This window comes from Pirellulales bacterium (assembly GCA_036499395.1).
GTDB lineage: Bacteria > Planctomycetota > Planctomycetia > Pirellulales > JACPPG01 > JACPPG01.
The window spans coordinates 25,516-48,205 of the sequence record DASYDW010000056.1 but is presented as its reverse complement, the minus strand read 5'-3'; the positions used below and the strand labels follow the sequence as shown (position 1 = coordinate 48,205).

21 protein-coding genes are annotated in these 22,690 nt (G+C 60.1%); 10 read left to right on the top strand and 11 right to left on the bottom strand.

Annotation, left to right across the window (positions count from 1 at the left end; all coding sequences use genetic code 11):
• Nucleotides 1–13 precede the first annotated feature (13 nt).
• The 4 genes from VGN12_08225 (at nt 14) to VGN12_08210 (ending at nt 4,588) form a co-directional block, all read left to right on the top strand.
• Nucleotides 14–1,138 carry an SMP-30/gluconolactonase/LRE family protein gene (locus VGN12_08225; GenBank protein ID HEY4309423.1) on the top strand — a complete coding sequence of 375 codons (1,125 nt, stop codon included), beginning with the start codon at nt 14–16 and terminating at the stop codon, nt 1,136–1,138.
• 97 nt (nt 1,139–1,235) lie between these two features.
• Nucleotides 1,236–2,579 carry an aminotransferase class III-fold pyridoxal phosphate-dependent enzyme gene (locus VGN12_08220; GenBank protein ID HEY4309422.1) on the top strand — a complete coding sequence of 448 codons (1,344 nt, stop codon included), beginning with the start codon at nt 1,236–1,238 and terminating at the stop codon, nt 2,577–2,579.
• A gap of 16 nt (nt 2,580–2,595) precedes the next feature.
• The gene (locus VGN12_08215) at nt 2,596–4,122 is read left to right on the top strand and encodes a M81 family metallopeptidase (protein ID HEY4309421.1); all 1,527 of its coding nucleotides are present in this window, start codon (nt 2,596–2,598) and stop codon (nt 4,120–4,122) included.
• A gap of 100 nt (nt 4,123–4,222) precedes the next feature.
• Nucleotides 4,223–4,588: a hypothetical protein gene (locus tag VGN12_08210; protein ID HEY4309420.1), complete on the top strand. Its 366-nt coding sequence runs from the start codon at nt 4,223–4,225 to the stop codon at nt 4,586–4,588.
• 28 nt (nt 4,589–4,616) lie between these two features.
• Here the strand turns inward: VGN12_08210 and VGN12_08205 are convergent, their stop codons facing one another.
• Nucleotides 4,617–6,413, bottom strand: a complete 1,797-nt coding sequence (locus VGN12_08205) for a redoxin domain-containing protein (protein ID HEY4309419.1) — start codon at nt 6,411–6,413, stop codon at nt 4,617–4,619.
• Nucleotides 6,414–7,222: 809 nt separating this feature from the next.
• Here VGN12_08205 and VGN12_08200 point away from each other — a divergent pair.
• Both VGN12_08200 and VGN12_08195 read left to right on the top strand, forming a co-directional pair.
• Nucleotides 7,223–8,227 carry a DUF1559 domain-containing protein gene (locus VGN12_08200; GenBank protein ID HEY4309418.1) on the top strand — a complete coding sequence of 335 codons (1,005 nt, stop codon included), beginning with the start codon at nt 7,223–7,225 and terminating at the stop codon, nt 8,225–8,227.
• Between the two features lie 17 nt (nt 8,228–8,244).
• Nucleotides 8,245–8,634: a hypothetical protein gene (locus VGN12_08195; protein ID HEY4309417.1), complete on the top strand. Its 390-nt coding sequence runs from the start codon at nt 8,245–8,247 to the stop codon at nt 8,632–8,634.
• 27 nt (nt 8,635–8,661) lie between these two features.
• Here the strand turns inward: VGN12_08195 and VGN12_08190 are convergent, their stop codons facing one another.
• Nucleotides 8,662–8,934 (bottom strand): hypothetical protein, encoded by a 273-nt coding sequence (locus VGN12_08190; protein HEY4309416.1) that lies wholly within the window; start codon nt 8,932–8,934, stop codon nt 8,662–8,664.
• Nucleotides 8,935–9,318: 384 nt separating this feature from the next.
• Here VGN12_08190 and VGN12_08185 point away from each other — a divergent pair, with 384 nt between their 5' ends.
• Nucleotides 9,319–10,227 carry an alpha/beta hydrolase gene (locus tag VGN12_08185; protein ID HEY4309415.1) on the top strand — a complete coding sequence of 303 codons (909 nt, stop codon included), beginning with the start codon at nt 9,319–9,321 and terminating at the stop codon, nt 10,225–10,227.
• A 72-nt stretch (nt 10,228–10,299) separates the two neighbouring features.
• On the opposite strand, the gene VGN12_08180 is transcribed toward VGN12_08185, so the two are convergent.
• The 3 genes from VGN12_08180 to VGN12_08170 form a co-directional block, all read right to left on the bottom strand.
• Complete coding sequence (locus tag VGN12_08180) at nt 10,300–11,811, bottom strand: hypothetical protein (GenBank protein HEY4309414.1); 1,512 nt, start codon at nt 11,809–11,811, stop codon at nt 10,300–10,302.
• Entirely contained in the window at nt 11,808–13,589 is a 1,782-nt protein-coding gene (locus VGN12_08175) for an ABC transporter permease (GenBank protein HEY4309413.1), read from the bottom strand. Before VGN12_08175 ends, VGN12_08180 begins: the two co-directional genes overlap by 4 nt.
• 156 nt (nt 13,590–13,745) lie before the next feature.
• On the bottom strand, nt 13,746–14,675 hold the full coding sequence (locus tag VGN12_08170; GenBank protein ID HEY4309412.1) for an ABC transporter ATP-binding protein: 930 nt from the start codon (nt 14,673–14,675) through the stop codon (nt 13,746–13,748).
• A gap of 438 nt (nt 14,676–15,113) precedes the next feature.
• Between VGN12_08170 and VGN12_08165 the strand changes: the two genes are divergently transcribed.
• On the top strand, nt 15,114–15,758 hold the full coding sequence (locus VGN12_08165; GenBank protein ID HEY4309411.1) for a hypothetical protein: 645 nt from the start codon (nt 15,114–15,116) through the stop codon (nt 15,756–15,758).
• Nucleotides 15,759–15,773: 15 nt separating this feature from the next.
• Here the strand turns inward: VGN12_08165 and VGN12_08160 are convergent, their stop codons facing one another.
• On the bottom strand, nt 15,774–17,189 hold the full coding sequence (locus VGN12_08160) for an aldehyde dehydrogenase family protein (GenBank protein ID HEY4309410.1): 1,416 nt from the start codon (nt 17,187–17,189) through the stop codon (nt 15,774–15,776).
• Nucleotides 17,190–17,395: 206 nt separating this feature from the next.
• Between VGN12_08160 and VGN12_08155 the strand changes: the two genes are divergently transcribed.
• A complete protein-coding gene (locus VGN12_08155; GenBank protein HEY4309409.1) occupies nt 17,396–17,866 on the top strand; it encodes a PaaI family thioesterase in 471 nt (156 codons plus the stop codon).
• 155 nt (nt 17,867–18,021) lie between these two features.
• Here VGN12_08155 and VGN12_08150 read toward each other — a convergent pair whose 3' ends face one another.
• The 5 genes from VGN12_08150 to VGN12_08130 form a co-directional block, all read right to left on the bottom strand.
• Nucleotides 18,022–19,254: an LL-diaminopimelate aminotransferase gene (locus tag VGN12_08150; GenBank protein HEY4309408.1), complete on the bottom strand. Its 1,233-nt coding sequence runs from the start codon at nt 19,252–19,254 to the stop codon at nt 18,022–18,024.
• 405 nt (nt 19,255–19,659) lie between these two features.
• A complete protein-coding gene (locus VGN12_08145; GenBank protein HEY4309407.1) occupies nt 19,660–20,019 on the bottom strand; it encodes a hypothetical protein in 360 nt (119 codons plus the stop codon).
• A gap of 268 nt (nt 20,020–20,287) precedes the next feature.
• The gene (locus VGN12_08140; protein HEY4309406.1) at nt 20,288–20,710 is read right to left on the bottom strand and encodes a secondary thiamine-phosphate synthase enzyme YjbQ; all 423 of its coding nucleotides are present in this window, start codon (nt 20,708–20,710) and stop codon (nt 20,288–20,290) included.
• Nucleotides 20,711–20,787: 77 nt separating this feature from the next.
• Entirely contained in the window at nt 20,788–21,321 is a 534-nt protein-coding gene (locus VGN12_08135) for a hypothetical protein (protein ID HEY4309405.1), read from the bottom strand.
• Nucleotides 21,321–21,530 carry a helix-turn-helix transcriptional regulator gene (locus VGN12_08130; GenBank protein HEY4309404.1) on the bottom strand — a complete coding sequence of 70 codons (210 nt, stop codon included), beginning with the start codon at nt 21,528–21,530 and terminating at the stop codon, nt 21,321–21,323. Before VGN12_08130 ends, VGN12_08135 begins: the two co-directional genes overlap by 1 nt.
• Before the next feature lie 176 nt (nt 21,531–21,706).
• Here VGN12_08130 and VGN12_08125 point away from each other — a divergent pair, with 176 nt between their 5' ends.
• A complete protein-coding gene (locus VGN12_08125) occupies nt 21,707–22,687 on the top strand; it encodes a site-specific DNA-methyltransferase (protein HEY4309403.1) in 981 nt (326 codons plus the stop codon).
• Nucleotides 22,688–22,690 lie beyond the last annotated feature (3 nt).

Here is a 22,690-nt window from a genome sequence, read left to right as displayed (position 1 = left end):
CGGGGAGCCTGCCATGAGTGAAATCAAGACCGAGCCCCCAGCCGGATCGGCGCCTCAGGAAGTGAAACCAGGCCCCGCGCGACGCGTGCTGCGTGGGATCGTCATTGGATTGGGGCTGATCGTCGCGTATCTATTGTTCTGGCCGTCGCCGATTGATCCCGTGGCCTTCGCGCCGCCGCCGATTCCTCCTTTGACGGGACCGCTCGCACCGAACGATCGACTCCAGGATGCCGAACTGTTGGCCGTCGGCAAAGTCGACGGTCCGGAGGACGTCGAAGTCGACGCCCAGGGGCGAATCTTTACCGGCACCGCCGATGGCCGCCTGGTACGTGTCGATCCCGATGGCACCGTGTCCACACTGGCGACCACCGGCGGTCGACCGGTAGGCATCGCGTTTGCGCCCGACGGCAAGTTGATCGTGGCCGACGCCATGAAGGGATTGTTGTCCGTCGATCCGGCCGGCGAAGTCGCGCTGCTGGCCGATGGCGCCGGCAACGAACCTTTGGGCTTTGCCGATGATGTCACCGTAGCGCGCGACGGCACGATTTATTTTTCGGACGCCAGTATGAAATTCGGGCCGCAGGAATATCTGCTCGACATGCTCGAAGCCCGGCCGCACGGGCGCCTGGTGCGTTACGATCCGGCGACGCACAAAACCGAGGTCTTGCTGCCGGACATGTGCTTTGCGAATGGCGTGGCCCTGTCGCAAAACGAAGATTTCTTGCTGGTCAACGAGACGTACCGCTTTCGGATTCTGCGCTATTGGCTAACGGGCAAGCGAGCCGGCGAATGGGACGTGTTCGTCGACAACCTGCCGGGCTACCCCGACAACATCACTCAAAGCGGTCGGGGCACATTCTGGCTGGCACTGTTCACGATCCGCAACGAGCAGGCCGACTGGCTTTCACCACGCCCGTTCATCAAGGGGATGATGGCGAAACTGCCCGCCTTTTTGTGGCCCAAGCCGCAGCCCTATGCCTTCGTCGTGCAGATTGACGAAGAGGGGAAAATCCTCAACAGCTTGCAGGATCCGACCGGTCGGCATTTGCGCGAGGTGACCTCGGCCTTCGAGCGCGACGGTTATCTGTACCTCGGCAGCTTGCACAATGACCGCATCGGCAAACATAAGCTGCCTTAGTGGGCCATCGCATCTACGCGGCAGCGTGCTGTCGAGTTTTCGACAGCGATCCCTTGATCGACAACTCTGTATTGCAGCAATTTAGAGCGGAACTAGCATGTCTCGCACCGAACAGCAATTCGAAATAGCACGGCAGTATCTGGCCGGCGGAGTCTCGGCCTCGACGCGGGTCAATCGCGCAATCGGCCGGCCAATGTACATCGATCGGGCCGAAGGATGCCGGGTGTGGGACCTGGACGGTCGCGAATATATCGATCTGTGTACCAGCCACGGCGCGGCATTGATCGGTCACGGCAATCGCGAAGTCATGGCGGCGGTGGAGCAAGCGATTGCGCGCGGCGCGCCGTGCTCGTACGAAAACGAAACGCACGCCCTGCTCGCGCGCGAGCTGTGCGAAGCGATTCCTTGCTGCGAGCGAGTACGCTTCACCGGTTCCGGAAGCGAGGCCACGATGCACTGCCTGCGCCTGGCCCGGGCTTTCACGGGACGGACCAAGCTCTTGAAGTTCGAGGGAAACTTTCATGGCTATCACGACCAGGTGATGTTTGCGCTGTCGGCTCCCGCCGCGGGCCCAGGCCCGGTGACTGATCCGGCCGTTGCGCCGGCTTCGACCGGCATGGTGCCGGCGCTGGCCGAGCAATTGATCGTGGTGCCGTACAATCGACCGGACTTGTTGGAACAGGCGTTCGCGCGGCATGGCCATGAATTGGCAGCCGCGATCTGCGAACCGATCTATTATAACGCCGGCTGCATTTTGCCGACGCCCGAGTTCATGCGCGCCCTGCGGCAACTAACCGAAAGGCACGGCGCGCTCTTGGTCTTCGACGAAGTGCTGTGCGCTTTCCGCATGGGGCCTGGCGGCGCTCAGGAGTATTTGAAAGTTACGCCGGACCTTTGCACGCTAGGCAAGGCCGTTGGCGGTGGCTTTCCACTGAGTGCGTTCGGCGGGCGTCTGGACATCATGCGTCGGCTTATGCCCGAGGGGGATTGTCAGCACAGCGGCACCTACAACGGTCACGTGGTGCCAGTCGCGGCAGGATTGGCGGCGGTGCGCGCGTACCGTCGGCCGGGCTTTTACGACCATATCAATGCGCTCGCCGGACGGCTGTATACGGGCTTCGGCACGCTGCTGGAAAAGCACGGGATACCCGGGCGAGTGCAAGGTTTGGGCGCGCGGTTTGGCATCTATTTCGGCATCACGCACGAGGTGCGCGATTGGCGCGACACGCTGGCGCATGATCGAACGATGATGCTGCGATTCATCGCAGCCGCGATCGAGGAAGGCGTTTATTTCCACGATTATGGCGGCGCGGCATGCCATCACGGTTTTTGTTCAGCGATGACCGACGCGGACGTTAATGATGCGTTAGCGAGGATCGATCGCGCGCTCGCGCGGATGGTTCGCGAGGGGCATGTCACTCCCGCCGGAAAGTCCTCGTAAGGCACTGCAACACGCTATGCGCATCGCCATCGGCCAACTTTGGCAAGAAACCAATACGTTCAATCCGCTGCCAACGACGCGGCACGATTTCGAGCAATTCGGCGTCGTCCATGGCCAGCAGATCGTCGAGCAATTTCACGATACCAACGAGCTGGGGGGATTCATCCAGTCGTTGCGGACTTGGCCCGAGCGGCCGGACATCGTCGGCCTGGTGCGATTACCGGCCTGGCCGAGTGGGCGGGCCACGGCGGAGACGTTTCGTTGGCTGCGCGACGAGATGGTCACCGCATTGCAGGCGGCGCTGCCGGTGGATGGTGTGTTGCTGGCTCTGCATGGTGCGATGGTTGCCGATGAACATCCGGATGTCGAAGGAGAAATTCTCACGGCAGTGCGCGAGGTTTTGGGGAGCCAGACGCCGGTCGTGGCGTCGTTAGACCTGCATGCCAACGTGACCGAGCGGATGGTTCGTGCGGCCGACGCCCTGGTTCTGTTTCACACGGCGCCACATATCGACGTTTTCGAGACCGGCCAGCGCGCCACACGACTGCTGCGGCGAATTCTGATCGATGGAGCGCGCCCAACCGCGGCCTGGCAGAAGATTCCCGCCGTGGTGCCGGCCGAACGGGCGAATACCGAGGATCCGGCGAGCGTGAGCCATGCCCTCAAGGCACGCTTAATTGACTTGGAAAATCAGCCCGGCGTGCTCACCGCTGGACTGGCCACGGTGCAACCCTGGCTTGATATCCCAGAACTGGGAACCGTGGCCATCGTCGTCACGGATGACGATGCGACACATGCTGCCGAAGCATGCCGACAACTCAGCGATGAGTTCTGGACGCGGCGCAGCGATTACCTCCCAACTTTGGTTCCTCTCGCCGACGCGGTAGAGCGCGCTTATCGAAACACTGCTGGCTTGACCGTGCTGTCGGATTCAGCCGACGCCACCACGAGCGGTGCCGTGGGGGACAGCACATGGCTATTAAGCGAGCTCTTAAAATATGACTGGCCGCGGCCGGCGCTCGTCACCCTTGTGTCGCCGGAAGTCGTCGCTGAAGCGGAGCGGCTGGGCGAGGGTGCCGAGTTCCACGGGACAGTGGGAGGCGTGCGCGACACTCGCTTCTCGCAACCGCTACCGCTCACGGCGCAAGTCGAGCGATTGTTCGACACGCAGTTCCTCTTGTCGGGCCACCTAGCGCGGAATCTGCCGGTCGACATGGGGCGCTCGGTGGTTTTGCGCACCGGCAACGTCCATATCGTTGTGACCAGCCGCAACGGGCCGCACTTCGCGCCGCAACTGTTCCAGGCCGCCGACATCGACCCGTTCAAGGCTCAAGTCTTGGTAGCGAAAAGCCCATGCGGATTTCGGGCGGCATACGCGTCCCGGGCGCGCGAAATCATGGTGGTTGCCGCGCCCGGCTGCGCTCCGTCCGAGTTCTGGAAGTACGACTATGCGCAGATTCCCCGCCCGCTATGGCCGTGGGATCAGATCGAGTCATGGCGGTCCACACCGGAGGTGATTCGCGCGATGCCGCTCAGCAATTGAGGGGGGGTGCGCAAGGTCGGCTAGGCCGCCATGCCACGAGGCGTTATCCTGCTACTGCGTAATTGACTTCTTGGTTACTCGATTTTTCAAGGAGGCTGTCATGCCCCTGCTGTATCGCGGATTCTTCCTGGTCGCTGGTTTGCTGACCGTGACGCAACTGGCCGGTTGCTCGAAGCCTGCCGCGCCCTCCAAAGCCACGGTTCAGGCCGAAGCCGAGGCCTCGGCCGAGGACAAAGAGGCAGCCGATATCGCCAAGGCAATGGCCGAACTGCCCGAGGCCGAACGCGCCGTAGCGATGGCCCAAAAGACTTGCCCCGTCGGAGATTCTCCGTTGGGCTCGATGGGCATGCCGTACAAGGTAACAGTCGACGGGCGCGACGTTTACTTGTGCTGCGAGGGGTGCAAGGAATCGATCGAGAAAGATCCCAAGAAATATCTGGCCAAGATCGACGCCCAGGCCAAGTAGTCTTCTCGCAAGCGCAAACGCCTGCCGGTCATTTGTCGTCGGTCGACACGTCGTCATTGACTGGCAGTGTCGAGAAGAAACCGATCATCATTTCGTCGAACGCCTGGTCACCCCAGCGGACAGCGACCTTGGAGTTGGGGTTCGCCAGGTTGTGTTCTGAATTGTCGAAATGCGCCGTGCATTCCAGCACAGTGCCTCGCGGCATCAGCTTTGGCTCGCTGAACTCGTAGCGCAACTGCCAATTGAAATCGAATTGCGGTACGTCGAGCAATGTCTCGGTCGAACCATTCGGATAACGGGCGACGAAGCGAAACGACTTTCCGCGCAGATGCATGTGCGGAAACAGCGTGGCCAGTAGCACCTCTTTATCGAAGGTGTAGTGCGCGGCCACTGGCTGATTCTCGACGCCGGGCTGGATCGTGAAGCGTCGATTCACCGCCGCCCCGCCGCGGGCGCGACGTTTGACTGTGCCCGGCTCGGCAAACTTCAGCCCGATGTAGCTGCGATCCTGTTGCTCGCGCCCGTTAGGCGTGTAGTGCAGTTGAAAGACGAACTTCGAGCCGGCCGGCACGAAGGCCGCGGTGCCAACCGGATAAATGCGGGCGCGCTCGCCAGGGGCGTAGCCGACTAGCCCACCGCCGCGGCGAAAGTCGTTTCCCGCCTTCTCGCGCCGCGGAGGCGCGAGCACGAAAGCAATCATGTGGTGGACAACGCTGCGGTTGCCCGGCCGCGCTTCGGCCGCCTGAATCCACTTGTCCTCGGTGAAGTGCGGGTCGACGGTGAAGTACTGGTATTCAACGACCCCCTCGGCCGGAACGGTATACGGCGTGTCGCGCATATAGATGATGTGTTCCGGCTCGCCCATTTGCCAACCGGTCGTGTATTGCGGGGGCGGGGGCAGGTCTTTTGGGTCCCCCTCGGGGCAGCCATTGTCGACCCACTTGCTGAACAATTCCTTTTCCTGGGCCGACATCCGTGAGTCATTGGCGAAGTGGCCAAACTCGGGATTCGCAAACCAAGGGGGCATGCGCCCTTGGTCGATCACCTCGCGCATCATGGGGGCCCAGCCGACGACCTCGCTGTATTCCAGCAGAGCGAACGGCGCAACCTCGCCAGAGCGGTGGCAATCAACACAATGTTTTTGCAACAGCCGTGAAATCTGATTGTTGAACGTGATGTCGCCGTGAGGCTCGATCTTCGCGGTGCGTCCGATTAGGCAGCCGGATGCCTCGGTCACGCTGTGGGTAACCTTTTTTCCCGCCAGGACTTCCTCGATGGCAACGGCCAAATCACGGCTGCGAGTTTTGGGACGGGCATAGCCTGACCCCGTGCTCAAGCCAAACTGGTCGTCGATCCGGCCGCGGTAGCGAATATGGCGGTCCTTATCGAGGACGAAAACCTCGGGGACGCGCACGGCGGCGAACTGGTCCGCCACGACGTTGCCCGCGTCTTTCAAGACCGGAAACGTGACCTGGCAGCAACGCACATAAGCGGCGATCTCGCTGGGCGCGTCTTGTTGATTGGCATTGATGCCCAGGAAGCAGACGCCACGCTCGGCAAAGTCCTTGGAAAGTTGCTCCAAGCGCGGGGCGTATTGTTTGCACAGGGGGCATTCATTGCCTAGAAACGCCACGACCACAACGCTTTTATCCGCGAAGTCGTCCAGGGCGTACGGCCGACCGCGGTAATCGGGAAGCGTGAAGTTATCGATCTTTCGGTCGATCGAGTTTGCCAAGTCCGGGGTAGCGGCTTGGGCGGGATCGGTTAAAGATGCGCAACATGCTCCTAACGCGACGAATACAATCACTCCATTGATTCTGCGCATCAATCCCCTCGTGACAGATTCGGAGCGGAAGAAACCGCCTATCGAGATACGACGGGCCAAGAGCGGCCCAATCGCGAGCAGAGCTCCCCCGCGGTAGTCTAACCGCTCGCTGCCGCCGCGAGATATTAAAAGTTTGCGAAAATCGGCTATTTGTCTTATCGGCCGTAGCGTACCGCCCGCATGGCGCGATCCAGGAAAACAAAGCACATCGGCGATTAAGGACCTGAAGTTCAAGGGAATGGTTTGAGCGCGAACGATTTCCTGAACTCGCTTGAAAAGCGAGGGGCTCTTTGGACGCCTATCGCTCTGCCTGGACGCGCATCGAATCGGAGAATCCGCCATCAACAGACGCAGCCACCTGTTACGGCCACGGGCATTTGCGGGGGGGGCGCGTACGCCGCGTGAGGCATGTGATCGTCGTCGCAACGTTACTTTTTGTGGCAACAAGCGCATTAGCACGTGCGCCCAATTTCGAACCTTCGCCCACAACGACTGTCATGGTGCCAATGCGCGACAACCGTGATTCCGACCGATGCCATATCAAATCTTGGCTACGCGAACATGCGCTACGGCGGCGCCTTCGACCATCTGCCTACTTACATAGGGTTAGCAACACGGCAGCGGCGCCAATCTGTCAGAGGCTAGCTACAAAAGACGCCTCGCTGATGCTCGATCTTGCAGTTCCGCGGCCAACGGACCGAGTTCTCGATCCCTCGTTGTGCAGCCGTCCTAAGGTCGGATAGAATTTGCACTTGTCCACCAGGACCGATTCGCCCCCAAATAATGCCCGCGTTTCGGGAGAACATGCCATGCCCCGCCCCACGTTGCGCCGTTCGGCCGGTTTCACGCTTGTCGAATTGCTGGTTGTCATTGCCATAATCGGCCTGTTGATTGGGTTGCTGCTGCCGGCGGTGCAAATGGCGCGCGAGGCGGCGCGGCGATCGCAATGCACTAACAACTTGAAGCAACTCGGCCTGGCGCTGCAAAACTACCTGGCAACTTCGGGCGCGTTTCCCCCCTGCTCGTTGATGCCGCAGGGGCAGACGTACCAACCCTGGTCCGGTCAGGCGCGGTTGCTTCCGTATCTGGAAATGGGGAATCTGAGCGCCCTGATCAACTTCACCGAGAATCCCGAGTTTCCCAGTAACCCTGCGGCCGCGGCCACGCGCGTAGCGGCGTATCTGTGCCCTGACGAGGTAAAGGACGAGCAGCGCGTAACGCCGACCTTGATCCACTATCCGCTGAACTATGTGTTCAACGAAGGAACCTGGTTCATCTACGATCCCGTGACGGGCAGCGTCGGGGACGGTGCGTTCATGCCCAACCAGACTTATCGGCCGAGCGATATCACCGATGGGCTGTCGAACACAATGGCCATGTCCGAGGGCGTCGCCTATCAAGCTAATATGTGGGACACAACCAATCCCAGCACGCTCGGCGTGGCCCCGCCGCAATCGGTTTCCGATCTGCAACAATACTTCGGCGGCACCTTCGACAGTTTTGGACATACCGAATGGGTCGAAGGGGACATACATGAGACGGGCTATACGACGACGCTTACCCCCAACACGAAGGTTCCCTATACAAACCCAGCTGACGGCCAGACCTACAGCATCGACGTGACTTCGATTCGCGATGGCGAGTCGGCCACCAAGCCCACTTACGCCGCGGTGACGGCGCGCAGCTACCATCCGGGGCTGGTCAACGTGCTGCTCTTGGACGGTTCGGTGCGCAGCGTCAGCGATCCCGTGGATTTGCGGGTCTGGCGTGCGGCAGGCACGCGTGCGGGAACCGAATCGAGCCAACTCCCCTAATTCATCAAGGCTTAGCCATGAGAAGTCTTGTCTATCTGCTTGTCGCGGCCGTTGCGCTAAGTGCCGGTTGCACGAAGAAGGCCACGATGCCCACCGAAGAGGATGGGCGAACGCTGGCGGACACATTCATGGAGATGGTTCGCACCGGCAAAGCAGCCCAAGCCTGGGAAGGAACGAGCACCGAGTTCAAAAGCGCCGAAGGAAAAGAATCGTTCGTGCGGTCGGTCAAGAAGCGTCCGTGGCTGACGAAGAAGGCAACCTTCGAAACCACGACGATCCTGCCTGCCGGCACCACCGGCGAGCGTGCCGAATACGTCTATCGTTCGGCCGATTCCAAGCATCACGTACGGCTGTTAGTTGCCAGCGCGAACACGGGCTGGTGCATCGATCGAATTCAGATCGATTGATCGTTCGTTCGTCGAGCTTCGCGGCCGTCAGTAGAGCGAGAACGGCGAAGCGAGTCGATCGAGCGCGCGGCGCAAGATTGCGGCAACTTCGCGCCGGATGCGCCTTCTTAGTAGCAATCGCCCGAACCAATTCGCGGCAGCCAACTCGGTGGCGTAGCGGGCATGCGCCTCGACCAAGAGCCGGGGCCGATTCCGCCGATGCTCTGCGCGGACCATTGCCTCGGCCAGCCATTGTCCACCGTGGATGAAACCGTGGGCATCATCACTTCCGATCGAACTGTGGTGCGGATTGCGTTTCATGCTTCGCGCTTGCCGCGTGGCCATGCCAAGAAAATAGCGGCGCCGATGAATGCCAGGCCGCGTAGCGGATCCGGGATGAATCCCGGCCATATGAATCCGAGGCCGCCGAGGACGACCATGGTGGCCGAAATTCGACGTGTTTCTGGCCCGAGCCCACTGTGTTGCGACATGCACGGATTTTAACAGCCGCCAGATGGCTACGCGAGAAATCTTGACTCGCGGGACGAGCCACCGCCCATGAACCGCCCGATTTGACGCCTGTATTTCGCCCAACTATGCTGCCGGCTCGCATCCTTTCGCGTTTCTTTTCGCCACTGGTCGGCCGGGGCTTTCGTGCGTCCGTCATTCTGGCGCCTGACGATACCGGCTTCGAGGAGACTCATCATGACCTTGAAGATGCTGCTTCTGTCCGCGATTGTGCCTGCTGTGATGGGGCTGGCCTGGCAGCCGGCCTCGGCCGAAGAACTCGGTGGCGAAGACGGCTTTGTCGACTCCGGCGGCGTGAAGATTCACTACGTCACGATGGGTAAGGGACCGCTCGTGGTTTTGATCCACGGCTTCCCGGACTTCTGGTACACGTGGCGCGAGCAAATGCCCGAGCTGGCCAAGCACTTTCAGGTCGTGGCGATCGACATGCGCGGCTTCAACAAGAGCGACCAGCCTGAGGGTGTTGAGAATTACAAGCTGGACAAGCTCGTCGGCGACATCGACGCCGTGGTCAAGCACTTCAAGGCCGACAAGGCGATCATCGTCGGACACGACTGGGGAGGCATGGTGGCGTGGAGCTACGCCATGTCGCATCCCGAGACGACCGACAAGCTGGTGATCCTGAACTTGCCGCATCCGAAGGGCTTGTCGCGCGAGCTGGCGAACAATCCGGCGCAGCAGAAGGCCAGCCAGTACGCGCGAAACTTTCAGCAGCCGGACGCCGCTTCGAAGGTGAAGCCTGAGATGCTCGCCTTTTGGGTCAAGGATCCCGCGGCCAAGGAGAAGTACGTCGAGGCGTTCAAGCGTTCGAGCATGGAGGGAATGCTGAACTACTACAAGGCGAACTATCCGCGCGAGCCGTACACCTACGACGAGAACCAGAAGTTTCCGCCGATCGAATGCCCGGTGCTGATGTTCCACGGGCTGAAGGATACGGCGCTGTTGTCCGGCGCGCTCGACGGGACGTGGAATTGGGTCGATGGCGACCTGACGCTGATCACGATCCCCGGCGCGAGCCACTTCGTGCAGCAGGACGCGGCCGAACTGGTCACGAAGAACATGGTGACGTGGCTGACGACGCGTTAAGTCGTCAGGCATCGTGTCAGGTGAAACGGATTGATCGCTTGCGCTCTGGGGATAGTGCTAGAGCGCAAGCGGTTAAATCTCGCGATGGGCGTCGAGAATGTCTTGCAACGGGAAGTTCTCGGGGAACTGCTCGTCGAGTCGTTTGAGCAGCGTACGGTAGCGATTGATGAAGATCATCATATCCTCGCCGAACAGGTCGTCCGTGCGCATGTTGGGAAACTGCTTAAGCGCTTCATTCCATTTGGCGAAGCCGTCGCTGTACAGCTTCTTGGCCGCCAACAGGTCTTGATCGACGCGGAAGGCACGATCGGCCTGGTGGATGAGACGGCGCGCCTCGAGCGTGGTGGGTTCTCGTTCGATTTCGCAGCGCGCTAGCCAGTAGGGATAGTTGGTGACTTCCCGCCCGCGCTCGATGTTCTGTAGCAGCATGTCGGTTTCGCCAATTTGGGCGGCGATTTTTTGGGCTTCCGCGCGCTGCCCGGACTCGACGCGTTCGGCCAATTCGCCCGGCATGATGTTCAATTTCTCTGTGGCTCTCGAGGCCAACTGGTATTGGTCCTCGGTGCGGTCGGCCGGAGGCGTGGCATCGGCCTTGCGCTCTTCGTCGGTGAGCTTCGTCCGTTTTTCGGCCAGGATCGTGTCGCGGCGCCCCTCGGGCGGGAACTTATCAAGCGACGCGTTAAGCTCTTCAAGGCGCCGTTTGACGGCATCCCGATCGTTGACGCGGATCGTGATGTCGTTCCCCATGCGAATGTCGCGGGTGCCGAATTCCTGCCAGAATCGATGCGCGCGGGCCCAGGCGACGGCAGCCTTCTCCTCGAAGACTCCTTCTTCTTCCATCGCTACGGCGTAGTTGATGAGGTTCTTCGGAGCGAGGAACAGGAACACGATCGGGTTCATCTTGTCGAGCATGTCTTCGCGTTCGGCGACACGTTCGGCCTCGAGGTAATATTCGCGGCCGACGAGCCAATTGTCGCGCTGCTCCAGCGGACGCGCCCCATTGAAATCGTCGTCCTCGCGGAATAAGCGGCGGTATTGCAGCTTCTCGTCGGCAATGCCGATCTTTTGCGAGACGACCCAGCCCAGGTATTTCATTAACTGCGGAGATGCTTCGTTGTAGGTAATGCCGTCCTGCAGGAAGCGGATGCCTTTAATGACCCAGAAGTAGCGGTCGCGATAGTCGTCGAACTCGGCCGAGATGTTGTACGACAGGTTCCAGCCTTGATAGGTCCAGACGGTGGGAAAGTTGGGCTGGACCTTGATGATTTGCTCGGCCGTGGCCGAGAAGGCGGTCCAATCCTCGCGCATTTTGTAGTCGTTGGCCTTCTTCCACAGAATCGTGGCGGCAATGTTGCGCATGCCCAGCGTGGCCAGCTTGATCGTTTCGCTGGTCGGATCGACCTGGCCGAGGTTGGCCTGCCCCAGCTTGTGGGTTTCACGCAGCCGCGACAGCAGTCCGCCGGCGCTGCCGGGTTCGGTGGGTGTTGCCTGGCGGGCCGGCATACTCAACAGCGATAGCGGCACCAGCAGGGCGACAAGCAGACCCAGGTAAATGATTTTGCGAATGAAGGGGCGCTGGTTCATTTGGCGACCTCGCGCATCTTGAGGCACAGAAAGCCGAAGATGAACAATGGAATGACGAAGCCCAACACCGTCAACGAATGTTCGGTGAGGACATACGTGGGAATGTTAAAGCCTTCGGCGACGTAGCTCGAATCATCGAACTGGCCGAAGTTCGGCAGCAGGCTGGCAATGATTTTCAGCGGCCACAACGTGACGGCGTCCAGTCCTTGCACGACCTTGGTCGTCAGGTTTTCGTCCAGTGCCACGCCCAGGCTGGTCTGTGTCGCGATGCGGAAGGCGGCTTCGAAGGTATTGCCGCCGACGACCTGGCCCGACGCCAGTTCCTGGACCCAGGGGGCGAATTGACCGGCGATCAAGGTCATCAGCGTCGCCAGCATGGCCACGGCCCCGTTCAGGAACGTGCTCCACATGACGCCGAACGCGATGACCAGCAGCATTTGCAGCCAGATGCCGATATAGCCCTTCAGAAAGTTGGCCTCGAAGGAACTTTCGCGCGGCAACAGGTACAAGTCTGGCTGCGCCATGCCGAAGTATTGCCCGCCCTGAAGGCAGGCCAGCTCGATCTCGAGCTCGCCGTTGTCGACCAAGTCGTCATACCAGTCGAGCGTCTTTTCCTTGCCCGTCGGGTCTTTGAATTTTTCGGGGACGACCCGGTCGTCGATGCTGAATTCCTTGGCAAAGAAATTCTGCCCCGGCGACGCAACGCCCGTGCGGGGATTGCGCAGGGTGTAGCTACCGACGACGGTTTGTTCGATGTTCCCCTTGTGCGTGCGGAAGACGCTGATGGTCATGTTCAAACGCAGTCCATCGGGGAAGTCCTCGCGCTTCAGACCGTTGAAGCGCCAACGGGCGACCGATCGGCTGGCTCCTTCGATGTAGCTGCGATAGGTCCACTCGTTACCGACGTTGATGCCTTTGTCCGTGGGCTGTCCGGTGCGGTCGAGGAAGAGGAGCTTGCCATAAATTGGTTCGCGGGCGTGGAACTGACCTTGCGGGGAGCCGATGGTCAACCGCTGATTATCGCCAGAGCCCGATGCCGTGACATCGTGCCAATGCCCCTGGGCGGTATCGGTCGAACCGTTTCCTTCGGCGTCGACGGTGACGCCGTGGAAGTGGTTCCGTGTCGTTCCGGTGCGGCCTGAATGTTCGCCCTGCCCGGACGTCAGATCGCGCATCGCCACCTCGTGTGTGTGGTTCAGGGCTCGCACGACGAACACATAGCTGAACAGCCCCATGATGGCCAACAGCGCCGTACCCACCATCGTGAATCCGACAATGCGCCCCAGCACAATCTCGCTGGGACGAACGGGCTTGGTAACGATCGTATAGATGGTGTGATTCTTGATATCGTTCGGCAAGCTGAACGCGCTCAGGAAGACCATCATGACCATGACCAGCCAGGTCGTGGCCGTGAGCACGAAGCTGAGGTACAGCTTGGCAGGGTCGGGCGTGCGCGCGTCGAGAAACCAAATGGCGAAGGCCAGGATAACGACGAACACTCCCAGGCCCGCCAACACGCGGCGCCGCAACGACTCTTGAACCGCCAGTCGCGCGAGCGCCATCACACGGCGCGGCGAGATCCGCACCAGGTCCACGACGGCGCCCGAGAGCAGCCGGTAGATCATGTCTCCGGCGCGGCCCGGACCGTTGAGAACGGCCGAAAACAGAAAGCCGAAGAACAGCGCCGCAAGTGCCACGGCGCCTATCGTGGCTAGCCACAGTGGCAGCCCTTCGGACAACCACTGATCAAATGGTAATGGTTGGTGCTCGAGGACCATGAACGCGTTCGAAAGGGACTAGGTGGATGAAAAAAATGTATAACAAATCAAGATCGAGATCGATCGCCGCAGGATGAATCACTACGCATGAAAAGAAGCGGTACTCTGCGGTAATCAGGCTACGAACTCAAAATCAAAACGTGTACGCGCCGCGGACTACGACTTTTCGTTGGGCCGGCGGCCGGGATGTGCCTCGCTGTCGCGCACGATTCCCAGGAATAATTCTTCGAGGGTCGTGGTCGGATTGTCGATCTTCAGCACGCTTCCCTGGTGACGCCGGACCACCGCTTCGATCTCGGCCTTGGCCGCATCGTCGAGCGCCGTCGTGCGGATCTCGGTGACGTCGCGCATCTTGAGCAGGGTGTCGACGCGTCCCAACTCCTTCAATTCGCCCTGATAAAGGATGGCGATGCGATCGCAAACGTCCTGCACGTCAGGCAGCAAGTGGCTGCACAGCAGCACCGTCTTCCCCTGGTCGCGCAATTTCAGGATCAGGTCTTTGATTTCGCGGGTGCCGATCGGATCCAGGCCCGAGGTCGGCTCGTCCAGCACGATCAGCTCGGGGTCGTTGATCAAGGCTTGGGCCAGGCCGATGCGGCGCGTCATACCTTTTGAATATTCGCGCAACTGGCGGCGTTTCGCCCAACGCAGGCCGACCATGTCGATCAATTCTTGCGTGCGCTGCTTACGCACCGACGACGGCATGTTGAACAACCGGCCGTAGAAGTCGAGCGTCTCTTCGGCATTCAGGAACCGGTACAGGTACGATTCCTCGGGCAGGTAACCAATCCGCTCGTTCTTCGTGACGTCGGTCGCCGGCTTGCCGAACACCAACGCTTCGCCGCTGGTGGGAAAGAGCAGCCCCAGCAGCAGCTTGATCGTGGTCGTCTTGCCCGAGCCGTTGGGCCCCAGCAGTCCGAAGATCTCGCCGCGACGTACTTCCAGGTCGAGCGCCTTGAGGGCCCGCACTTTCTGGCGGCCCCAAAAGTCGCGATAGATTTTCGAAAGATTGCGCGTCTCGACGACAATCTGATCGGCCGAGGGCTGGTGGGAGCGTGCCCCTGGGGCCGGAGTCAACGTAGGCATGAGGACCCTCAGTTTTACGAAATGCGGTCAGGACCAGGCCCGTCCCAGAGCCTGATGCAGGCGCAGTATGCCCCCCCGAGCGGTACCGCACTGCAAGCTGATACGAACTGACTAAGCGTAAAGTTCGTACACGTCAGCTTTAGAGATGCCGCGGCGCCTCTGTGGAGCCCGAACGGCACCTGCCGAAACCTCGACTATAGCTGGCCCAGGATACCGTGTTCAAGATGCCGAGGCTGGTGTTCAGGACTGTAGCCGGGGGTCTGCGACCCCGGAACAACCACAAAGCCTCGGCCTCGGAGAGGCCAGCTACAGAAGGCGAGCCGCGGATTCTCAACTATGCAGTCGTTCTGGGCTGGTATTGCTCCGGGTTTTCCGGGCCTTCTACAATCGCCGCCGGCCGGGAGACAGGAATTCGACACCAGTCGCAGGACGTTAAGCATGCGAACTATTATTGCGATTGCCGGCGTGGGGGTGCTCAGTCTGGTGGCGGTTATTGCCTGGGCGTCGGGGGAGGGGGAGTCCCGGCAAGTCGCCGCGGTCCCGAAAATTCCGGCCCAACTGCCGGATTCGGTCCAGATTACGCGCGTGCCGGACGTCGCGACGCTGCGCTCGCCCGGCGACCACGAATGTTTTATTGATTGCCTGGTACGTTGCGACCCGCCGTCTCAGCCCGGCGACCGACAGGCCGGAGTGACGGTCATCACCGAGATTCCCTGCCCGCGATTCAAGATCCGCGATGGCGAGCGCGTGACGGTTTCGGACACGTCGGTCGAGCGCCGTATGGTGGCCGAGATCTCGGAGTCAGGCACCACGACGCCGGTTGTTCGCGAGTTCACGGCCGGCACTTCGTTCACAGCAACCGTGGTCGACTTGGGAGGCGAAGAAGTCTTGCTGGATCTTGCTGCCCGCTGGTCGGGAAATAGCAGCGTCCCACAAGAGGATCCCACGTCCATAAAAATCACGGCCAACGAAGGACGTATCATCCAGCGCGTGAAGAGTGGTGAGAAACTGACGGCGGGGTTCGACGGCTGGAGTCTCGAGGCGACCGTGTTGAAGATCGACGGAGACGTTCTCGCACCGTGATTCCGCGGCGGACCACTAGCTGCTGTGGATCACGACTGTTTTCAACTCGGTCATCTCGGCGATCGCGTACTTCGGACCTTCCTTGCCCATGCCGCTTTCTTTCAGCCCGCCGTAGGGCATCAGGTCCGCGCGCCAGCCTGGCCCCCAATTGATGTGCAGATTGCCCGACTCGACCTCGCGGGCAAAACGAATCGCCCAATCGATGTTCTGCGTAAAGATGCCAGCGCTGAGCCCGTAGTTGGTGTCGTTGGCCAGACGGATTGCTTCATCGATGTTCGCGGCGCGCGTCACGGCCACAGCTGGTCCGAATAATTCGTCGCAACTGATACGCATGTCAGGGCGAACATCGGCCACGAGCGTCGGCTCGACCAACGAGCCTTGGCGCTTGCCGCCGGCCAGAACGCGCGCGCCGCCGGCAGCCGCGTCAACGATCCATTGCTCGACGCGCTGGGCATCGGATTCGCGGATCATCGGGCCCATTTGCGTTTGCGGATCGAGCTGATCACCGATGCGCAATGCCGCCACCTGCGGCTGCAGCACGTCGAGAAATTGGTCGTATACTTTGTCCATCACAATCACGCGTTGCGTCGATATGCAAACTTGCCCCGCATTGCCGTAGCCCGTTGTTACGGTCGCACGGGCCACCTTGGCCAGGTCGGCGTCGTGCATGACGATCAGCGGGCTATTCGAGCCGAGTTCCATTGTGACGCGTTTCAGCCCGGCCGTTTGGCACAGCTTCTCGCCCACGTCACGGCTGCCGGTGAAACTGATCTTGCGCACGCGCGGATCGCGGGCGAGCGCCCCGCCGATCTCGCCGCCCGCGCCGGTGAGGCAGGCGATGCCCGAGGGAGGCAGCCCGGCTTCGAGCAAAATCTCGGTCAGCTTGAGCGCCGACAGTGGCGTATCGCTGGCCGGTTTGCAAACCACGGCGTTCCCCGCAGCCAGCGCCGGTCCGACTTTGTGGCACACCAGGTTCAGCGGAAAGTTGAACGGCGAGATCGCGACCACCACGCCACACGGTACGCGCAAGGTGAAGCCCAACTTTCCGGCGCCCCCTGATGCGCCGTCGAGCGGCAGTAGCTCGCCCGAGATGCGCTTGGCTTCTTCGGCCGAGAGTTCCATCGTCTCGACTGCACGCAGCGCTTCGCCCCGTCCCTCGGCCAGCGTCTTACCTTCCTCCTGGCTGATCAGCCGGCCGAGTTCGTCGGCGCGAGTCCGCATGATCTCGCTAGCGCGGTGCAGAATTTCGTACCGCTGATAGCCCGTCGTGCCGCGCATGTCGGCGGCGCCGTTTACGGCGCCGGCCAGCGCCGCTTCGACGTCGGCCGCATCCGCCTTGGGTACGGTATCGATCACCGACCCATCGAACGGATTCTTGACCTGCGATTGTTGTGCTTTATCAAGCCAGCGACCGGCGAGAAACATTTTCATAGCGAGAACTTCCGTGATTCGAGCGCGCGAGGAATGGACAGGGGCTGCGAAAGTGTCCGGCTGTATTATGGGGCGCCTGCGACGAGAGTGAAGTGCCGCGGCAGGCTCATTCTTATTAGGCGTTTCTTCGACACTGGCCGGGCATCTGATCGTCGCCTACCATACGACCAAACCCACGTTTATGACTCTCCTCGGAGCATGATTGCATGACCGCCCCCGAGCTGCCTGACGATCCCGCGGTGCTAAAAGCGCGCGAGGCCATTCTGGAAAAAGCCCGCGACTGGCCGTTCTTCAAGTTGATCGGCATGGAAATCGTCGACATGCGGCCAGGCTGGTCGATGCTGAAGATCCAATACCGGCCCGATCTGACGCAGCCTGCCATGATCATGCACGGTGGCATCATCGCCACGCTGATCGACACGGGCATCGCGCACGCCATCCTGCTAACGAACGTGCATTTGCACGACGGCAACGCGGCCATCGTGTCGATCGACTTGCGCGTGAAGTTCTTTCGCCCGGTGTCCGAAGGAACGCTCTATTGCGAATCGACAGTCACGCGCTCCGGCCGGCAGATCATTCATGCCGAGAGCATCGTCCGCAGCGAAGACGGCAAAGAAGTCGCCCGCGGCGATTCGATTTACATGGTCGTCACACGCGACAAGTTGAAGAAAGAGTGATCGCGCCGTCGCGCCGACAGATTCTCGTTTGAATCGCAGGCGGTAGGGTACGGGCGTGAGAAACCCCTCTCCCTCTGGGAGAAGTCAGGGTGAGGGTGCTGCGAGGTCAGCTCGACGACACCGAGCACGCCGCCGCTGGGTCCAAGTCAGCAGCTTCAAAAAACCGGCTGAATCTGCTGCAGACGTTTTTCGGTCTCGGCCATCAATGCGTCTTCGGCCGCTTCGTCCGCGCCTTCGTACGTGACCGAGAATCGCAGATACGCGCCGGCATCGTCCCACGGGACTGTGCAGATCGAATGTTCGGTGATCAGGTACTGGCTGGCCGCCTCGGCCGTGTCGAATTGCGGGCCGTTCTTGATTCCCTTCGGGCTGCGCGTGTACAGGAAGTAGGTCCCGCCCGGCATTTTGCAATCGAAGCCGCAGCGAGTCAGCACGTCGACCAGCTTCCGCAAGCGGCGCTCGTATTTCTTACGCACCTGGGCCGTGATGTTATCGTCGTCGAGCGCCGCGGCGCCGGCTTTTTGAATGGCGATGAACTGGCCCGAGTCGCTGTTGTCCTTAATATCGGCCAACGCCTGCACGATCTTGGCATTGCCACAGACCCAGCCCAGCCGCCAGCCGATCATGTGATAGCCCTTCGACAGCGAGTGGACTTCGACGCCCACGTCCTTCGCGCCAGGCACTGACAAAAAGCTGAGCGGCTCTCCGTCGTAGCTCAGGAAGATGTGCGCCGCGTCCTGCACGACCACGATCTGATTGCGCTTGGCGAAATCGATCACGCGCGAGTAGAAATCACGCGTGGCGACGCGACCGGTCGGGCTGTTCGGGTAGTTGATCACCAGCAGCTTGGCACGCCGCACGATGTCGGCCGGGATCGATTCCAGGTCGGGCAGAAAGCCGTTCTCTTCCTTGAGCGGCAGTCGATACACTTCGCCGCCGTAATACTTGGTATGCGTGCCGGCCACCGGGTAGCCAGGGACGGTCATCAGCGTGACGTCGCCGGGATTGATGAAGGCGGCCGGCAACATGGCCAGCGCCGTTTTTGAGCCAATGCAATGGTTCACTTCGGTGGCCGGATCGAGCTCGACGCCGAAGCGGCGCTTCATCAGCCGGGCGACCGATTCTTTGAATTCGGCCACGCCATTATCTGCATAACCGCGATTGGCCGGCTGATTGATCTCGCGCGTCATCAGGGCGCGGATCGACTCGGGGGCCATTTCGTCATTTTCGCCGATGCCGAAATCGACCAGCTTCCGCTCGGGATGGTCGGCCAGAGCCTTGCGCTTAGCGCGTTTGATCTTTTCGAACTTATAGATCTCGGTTCCCTTGCCGTAATTGGCCCCGCCGATGCGCTCGGCGAACAGGGATTGAAAATAGGGATCGCTCATGATGATCTTTTTGATGGGACGTGCGTTGTATTTGCGTGATGTTTAGATATTGATACTGCCGAACGCTGGCGTTCGGCGCCGCGCCCAAACTGTCCTCGTTCGCCACACCTCGTAAAGGTGAGAGCGCCGCCATCAAAACCCCTCTCCCTCTGGGAGAGGGAAGGGTGAGGGCCAGCGTTCGCTTGGGAGCAAAGAATTATGGTCCGGCCCCCCATCCGCCCGGGGCGCCGCCAGCGAACCCGTAAGTTATCCGCGCTGCCCCAGCGGAACAAGGCAGGGGGCAGGGCCGTTCCGCCGCCCCCTATCAACAAAAAAGGGACCGCGTCACGTTCGTGAGCGGTCCCTATGCAGTTTCGTGTTACCGTCGCTTCGATGGGCCATCGGCCAATCGATCGTCTAGTTCGTTTACCGATGCCACACGCTGTGCGTGGGGACGACGACCTTCACTTCGGGTCCCGGCGGATGATAGTCGCCGTGGTGAAAGCCGTTCAGACCGAACAGCTTGTCGAATTGATAGACGGCCCAGCTCGTGCCGTTGTTGTAGTACCAATGTTTGCCGTCGGTGTAGTACCAGCGCTTGTCCCCTTCGTGCCAGTAGCTCCAATGGCCATCGAAGTTCTGCCAATGATCGCCGACCGGTTTCTCGGGCGCGGCCACAGCGTGACCGACATATCGATCGGCCATCAGCAAGGTGCCGCCCAAGGTCAGCGCGATCGCGGCGGCGAGAATCCATTTGTGATAATTCGTTGTGCGAAGAGTCTGCATCAGTACGTTCCTTCGTTGGCAGGGCTGAAATTCTCCAGAAGCACGCCCGGCTGTTTTAACCCGTCACGACAATCGCAGGCGAGCGCGATTGGCTGACGTTTTCGACACGTGGTGCCAGCACGTGCGGTTGATCGCATCCGGCGACAGCATGCCCATGCCAGCTAATCGATCGCGATCGAATCCTTCGGCTGCCTCTTCTGTAGCCGGGCTCTGTGAGCCCGGGGCCGCAGGCGGTTAACGGTGACCGCGCCACAGGCGCTTGATGCTGCTACTCGCCGATAATTTTCACGAGCACGCGTTTGCGGCGGCGGCCGTCGAACTCGTAATAGAAGATGTGTTCCCACGGGCCGAGGTGGAGTTGCCCTTTGGTGATCGCCACGACGACCTCGCGTCCCATGACTTGCCGCTTCATGTGGGCGTCGGCATTATCTTCGCCGGTGCGATTGTGATGGTACGTCTTGGACGAGGCATCAAATGGTGCGAGCTTTTCGAGCCACACCTCGTAGTCGTGATGCAGCCCCGACTCGTTGTCGTTAATAAACACGCTCGCCGTGATGTGCATCGCGTTAACGAGCACCAGCCCATCCTGAACGCCGCTCTCGGCGACGAGCCGCGACACTTCCTGGTGGATCGAAACAATCGCCCGCCGTTCAGGCACTTCCAACCACAGTTCTTTGGTGAGGGTTTTCATGGGAGGGCTCGATTCGCCGATCTGGAGAGAGCCGTTTCGAATGCTTGTCAGGTGTCAGCAGAGGCTGCCTGGCTCGTTCAGGTGCGTGGCGGATAAATCCGCTGCCCTTTCTGTTCGACGAAGTTTAGCGGGATCTTCGGATTATTAATGTCCTTTTGAGAGGCGTTCCATTTGGATTCCCATTGCAAAAAGAACGGTTCTAAAGACGACACCGGCAAATAGTAGACAGCTTCGAGTTCGATCCCACGATAAACCGCGAAGATCCAATCAACGGACCGGTATTTTTTTAGGATTGTCGGGTTTAGGTGATGGTGTGTCGTGAAGCTCTTAACGACGTCGGCATTTAAGGTCTTGATTTCGTACTCGCGCCCGGATTCGTCGACCGCATCGTTTCCTTCGCGAGGCTTTAGCAGCCGCAGTCCGGTAACGAGCGCGAGCTGTAGGTACTTTCCGCCATTGTCTTGAAAGACGTCGCGTATACCATGGCGTAGTGCAAGCACTTGGAGCGCGCGCAAGTGTGGGAAAAGAGCGTCCAATTCTGCCTTATCGGCGTGGTGCCGGAAAATCGGCAATTTGCGCTTCTTCGAACCCACGAACTGTCCGTCCCTCATTAGTCGGGCATGAGCTTTGCCATGGAAACGCTCAGGGCCACGGCAAGCTTCTCGATTGTTTCGAGAGTGACATTCCTTTCGCCCCGCTCAACGCTACTCACGTACGTCCGATGCAAATCGGCCCTGTCGGCGAGGGCTTCCTGCGAAAAGCCCTTTGCCACTCGGACTTTCCTCAGATTGGCTCCGAAGCGGGAACGAAGGTCATTCACAGCATCGCTCGTTATTGCGTATCATGATTCCATTGACGGGCAGTGTCGGGTCGGGTAACTCATAGGTCTACAGACTCTGAGTTACGTAATGCATGGTCTACAGACTGGACCTTCTGGCGGATCGCTTCGGGCGACTGTTGCGATGTCCCGATGCCAGTAGGCTAAAGGATTAATTGATGCCGGATTCGTTTGAGGAGCTCTACCGAACCAGGTTGGGTGCGATGATCGTCGGCCGGTCGGAAGACTATCTTCCGACGCATCCTGAGAATTCAGTCGACCTGGTCATCACGTCACCGCCGTTCGCTCTGCTCAGGCAGAAGGCATACGGCAATCTGGAGCAAGGCGATTACGTTGATTGGCTGCTGTCTTTCGCTCCGCTTGTGAAGAAGGTGCTAAAAGATACGGGGTCGTTCGTCATTGATCTTGGGGGGGCATATCAGAAGGGGCGGCCTGTCCGTTCTCTTTATAATTTTCGAGTCTTGCTGCGGATGTGCGATGAGCATGGATTTCATCTCGCCGAGGAATTCTTCTGGTCCAACCCAGCAAAGCTTCCGTCGCCGATTGAATGGGTGAACAAGCGAAAGATTCGCGCAAAAGACTCGGTTAACACCGTCTGGTGGTTGTCGAAAACGGAAAATCCGAAGGCCGATGTGACCAAGGTGCTCGCCCCCTACAGCGAGCGCATGAAGAAGCTGATTAAAGATCCAAGCAAGTTCTATCGGCCGAAGGACCGGCCATCTGGTCATGACATCAGCGAACGGTTTGGCACGGATAATGGCGGAGCAATACCTTCAAACCTGTTGCAGTACCCAAATACTGAAAGCAACTCCATTCATATTCGCCACTGCAAGGCATTCGGATTCGACCCGCATCCCGCGCGTTTCCCTAAGCAGTTGCCGCGGTTCTTCATCAATTTTTTGACTGACCCGGACGACATCGTGCTGGACATCTTTTCCGGCTCTAACACAACCGGCGAAACCGCCGAGGAGCTGGGGCGGCGATGGTTGGGCGTCGAGCTGAATCGAGAGTACGCAATTACGTCCGCATTCCGTTTTATGGACGGGTGGTCTGAGGACGAAATAGGGGCGTTTATAGCCGCCGCGAAAGCCGGAAAGAATCACTTAAAGGTCCATGCCCCGCAAACAGTGCTCTTCTAGGGT

Coding starts and splice junctions, on each gene's coding strand:
- VGN12_08140 (HEY4309406.1), bottom strand. CDS start 20,710: ATGAAAACCCTCACCAAAGAACTGTGGTTGGAAGTGCCTGAACGGCGG.
- VGN12_08160 (HEY4309410.1), bottom strand. CDS start 17,189: ATGAAAATGTTTCTCGCCGGTCGCTGGCTTGATAAAGCACAACAATCG.
- VGN12_08215 (HEY4309421.1), top strand. CDS start 2,596: ATGCGCATCGCCATCGGCCAACTTTGGCAAGAAACCAATACGTTCAAT.
- VGN12_08220 (HEY4309422.1), top strand. CDS start 1,236: ATGTCTCGCACCGAACAGCAATTCGAAATAGCACGGCAGTATCTGGCC.
- VGN12_08125 (HEY4309403.1), top strand. CDS start 21,707: ATGCCGGATTCGTTTGAGGAGCTCTACCGAACCAGGTTGGGTGCGATG.
- VGN12_08180 (HEY4309414.1), bottom strand. CDS start 11,811: ATGAACCAGCGCCCCTTCATTCGCAAAATCATTTACCTGGGTCTGCTT.
- VGN12_08185 (HEY4309415.1), top strand. CDS start 9,319: ATGACCTTGAAGATGCTGCTTCTGTCCGCGATTGTGCCTGCTGTGATG.
- VGN12_08195 (HEY4309417.1), top strand. CDS start 8,245: ATGAGAAGTCTTGTCTATCTGCTTGTCGCGGCCGTTGCGCTAAGTGCC.
- VGN12_08165 (HEY4309411.1), top strand. CDS start 15,114: ATGCGAACTATTATTGCGATTGCCGGCGTGGGGGTGCTCAGTCTGGTG.
- VGN12_08200 (HEY4309418.1), top strand. CDS start 7,223: ATGCCCCGCCCCACGTTGCGCCGTTCGGCCGGTTTCACGCTTGTCGAA.
- VGN12_08175 (HEY4309413.1), bottom strand. CDS start 13,589: ATGGTCCTCGAGCACCAACCATTACCATTTGATCAGTGGTTGTCCGAA.
- VGN12_08190 (HEY4309416.1), bottom strand. CDS start 8,934: ATGAAACGCAATCCGCACCACAGTTCGATCGGAAGTGATGATGCCCAC.
- VGN12_08210 (HEY4309420.1), top strand. CDS start 4,223: ATGCCCCTGCTGTATCGCGGATTCTTCCTGGTCGCTGGTTTGCTGACC.
- VGN12_08135 (HEY4309405.1), bottom strand. CDS start 21,321: ATGAGGGACGGACAGTTCGTGGGTTCGAAGAAGCGCAAATTGCCGATT.
- VGN12_08155 (HEY4309409.1), top strand. CDS start 17,396: ATGACCGCCCCCGAGCTGCCTGACGATCCCGCGGTGCTAAAAGCGCGC.
- VGN12_08205 (HEY4309419.1), bottom strand. CDS start 6,413: ATGCGCAGAATCAATGGAGTGATTGTATTCGTCGCGTTAGGAGCATGT.
- VGN12_08225 (HEY4309423.1), top strand. CDS start 14: ATGAGTGAAATCAAGACCGAGCCCCCAGCCGGATCGGCGCCTCAGGAA.
- VGN12_08170 (HEY4309412.1), bottom strand. CDS start 14,675: ATGCCTACGTTGACTCCGGCCCCAGGGGCACGCTCCCACCAGCCCTCG.
- VGN12_08145 (HEY4309407.1), bottom strand. CDS start 20,019: ATGCAGACTCTTCGCACAACGAATTATCACAAATGGATTCTCGCCGCC.
- VGN12_08150 (HEY4309408.1), bottom strand. CDS start 19,254: ATGAGCGATCCCTATTTTCAATCCCTGTTCGCCGAGCGCATCGGCGGG.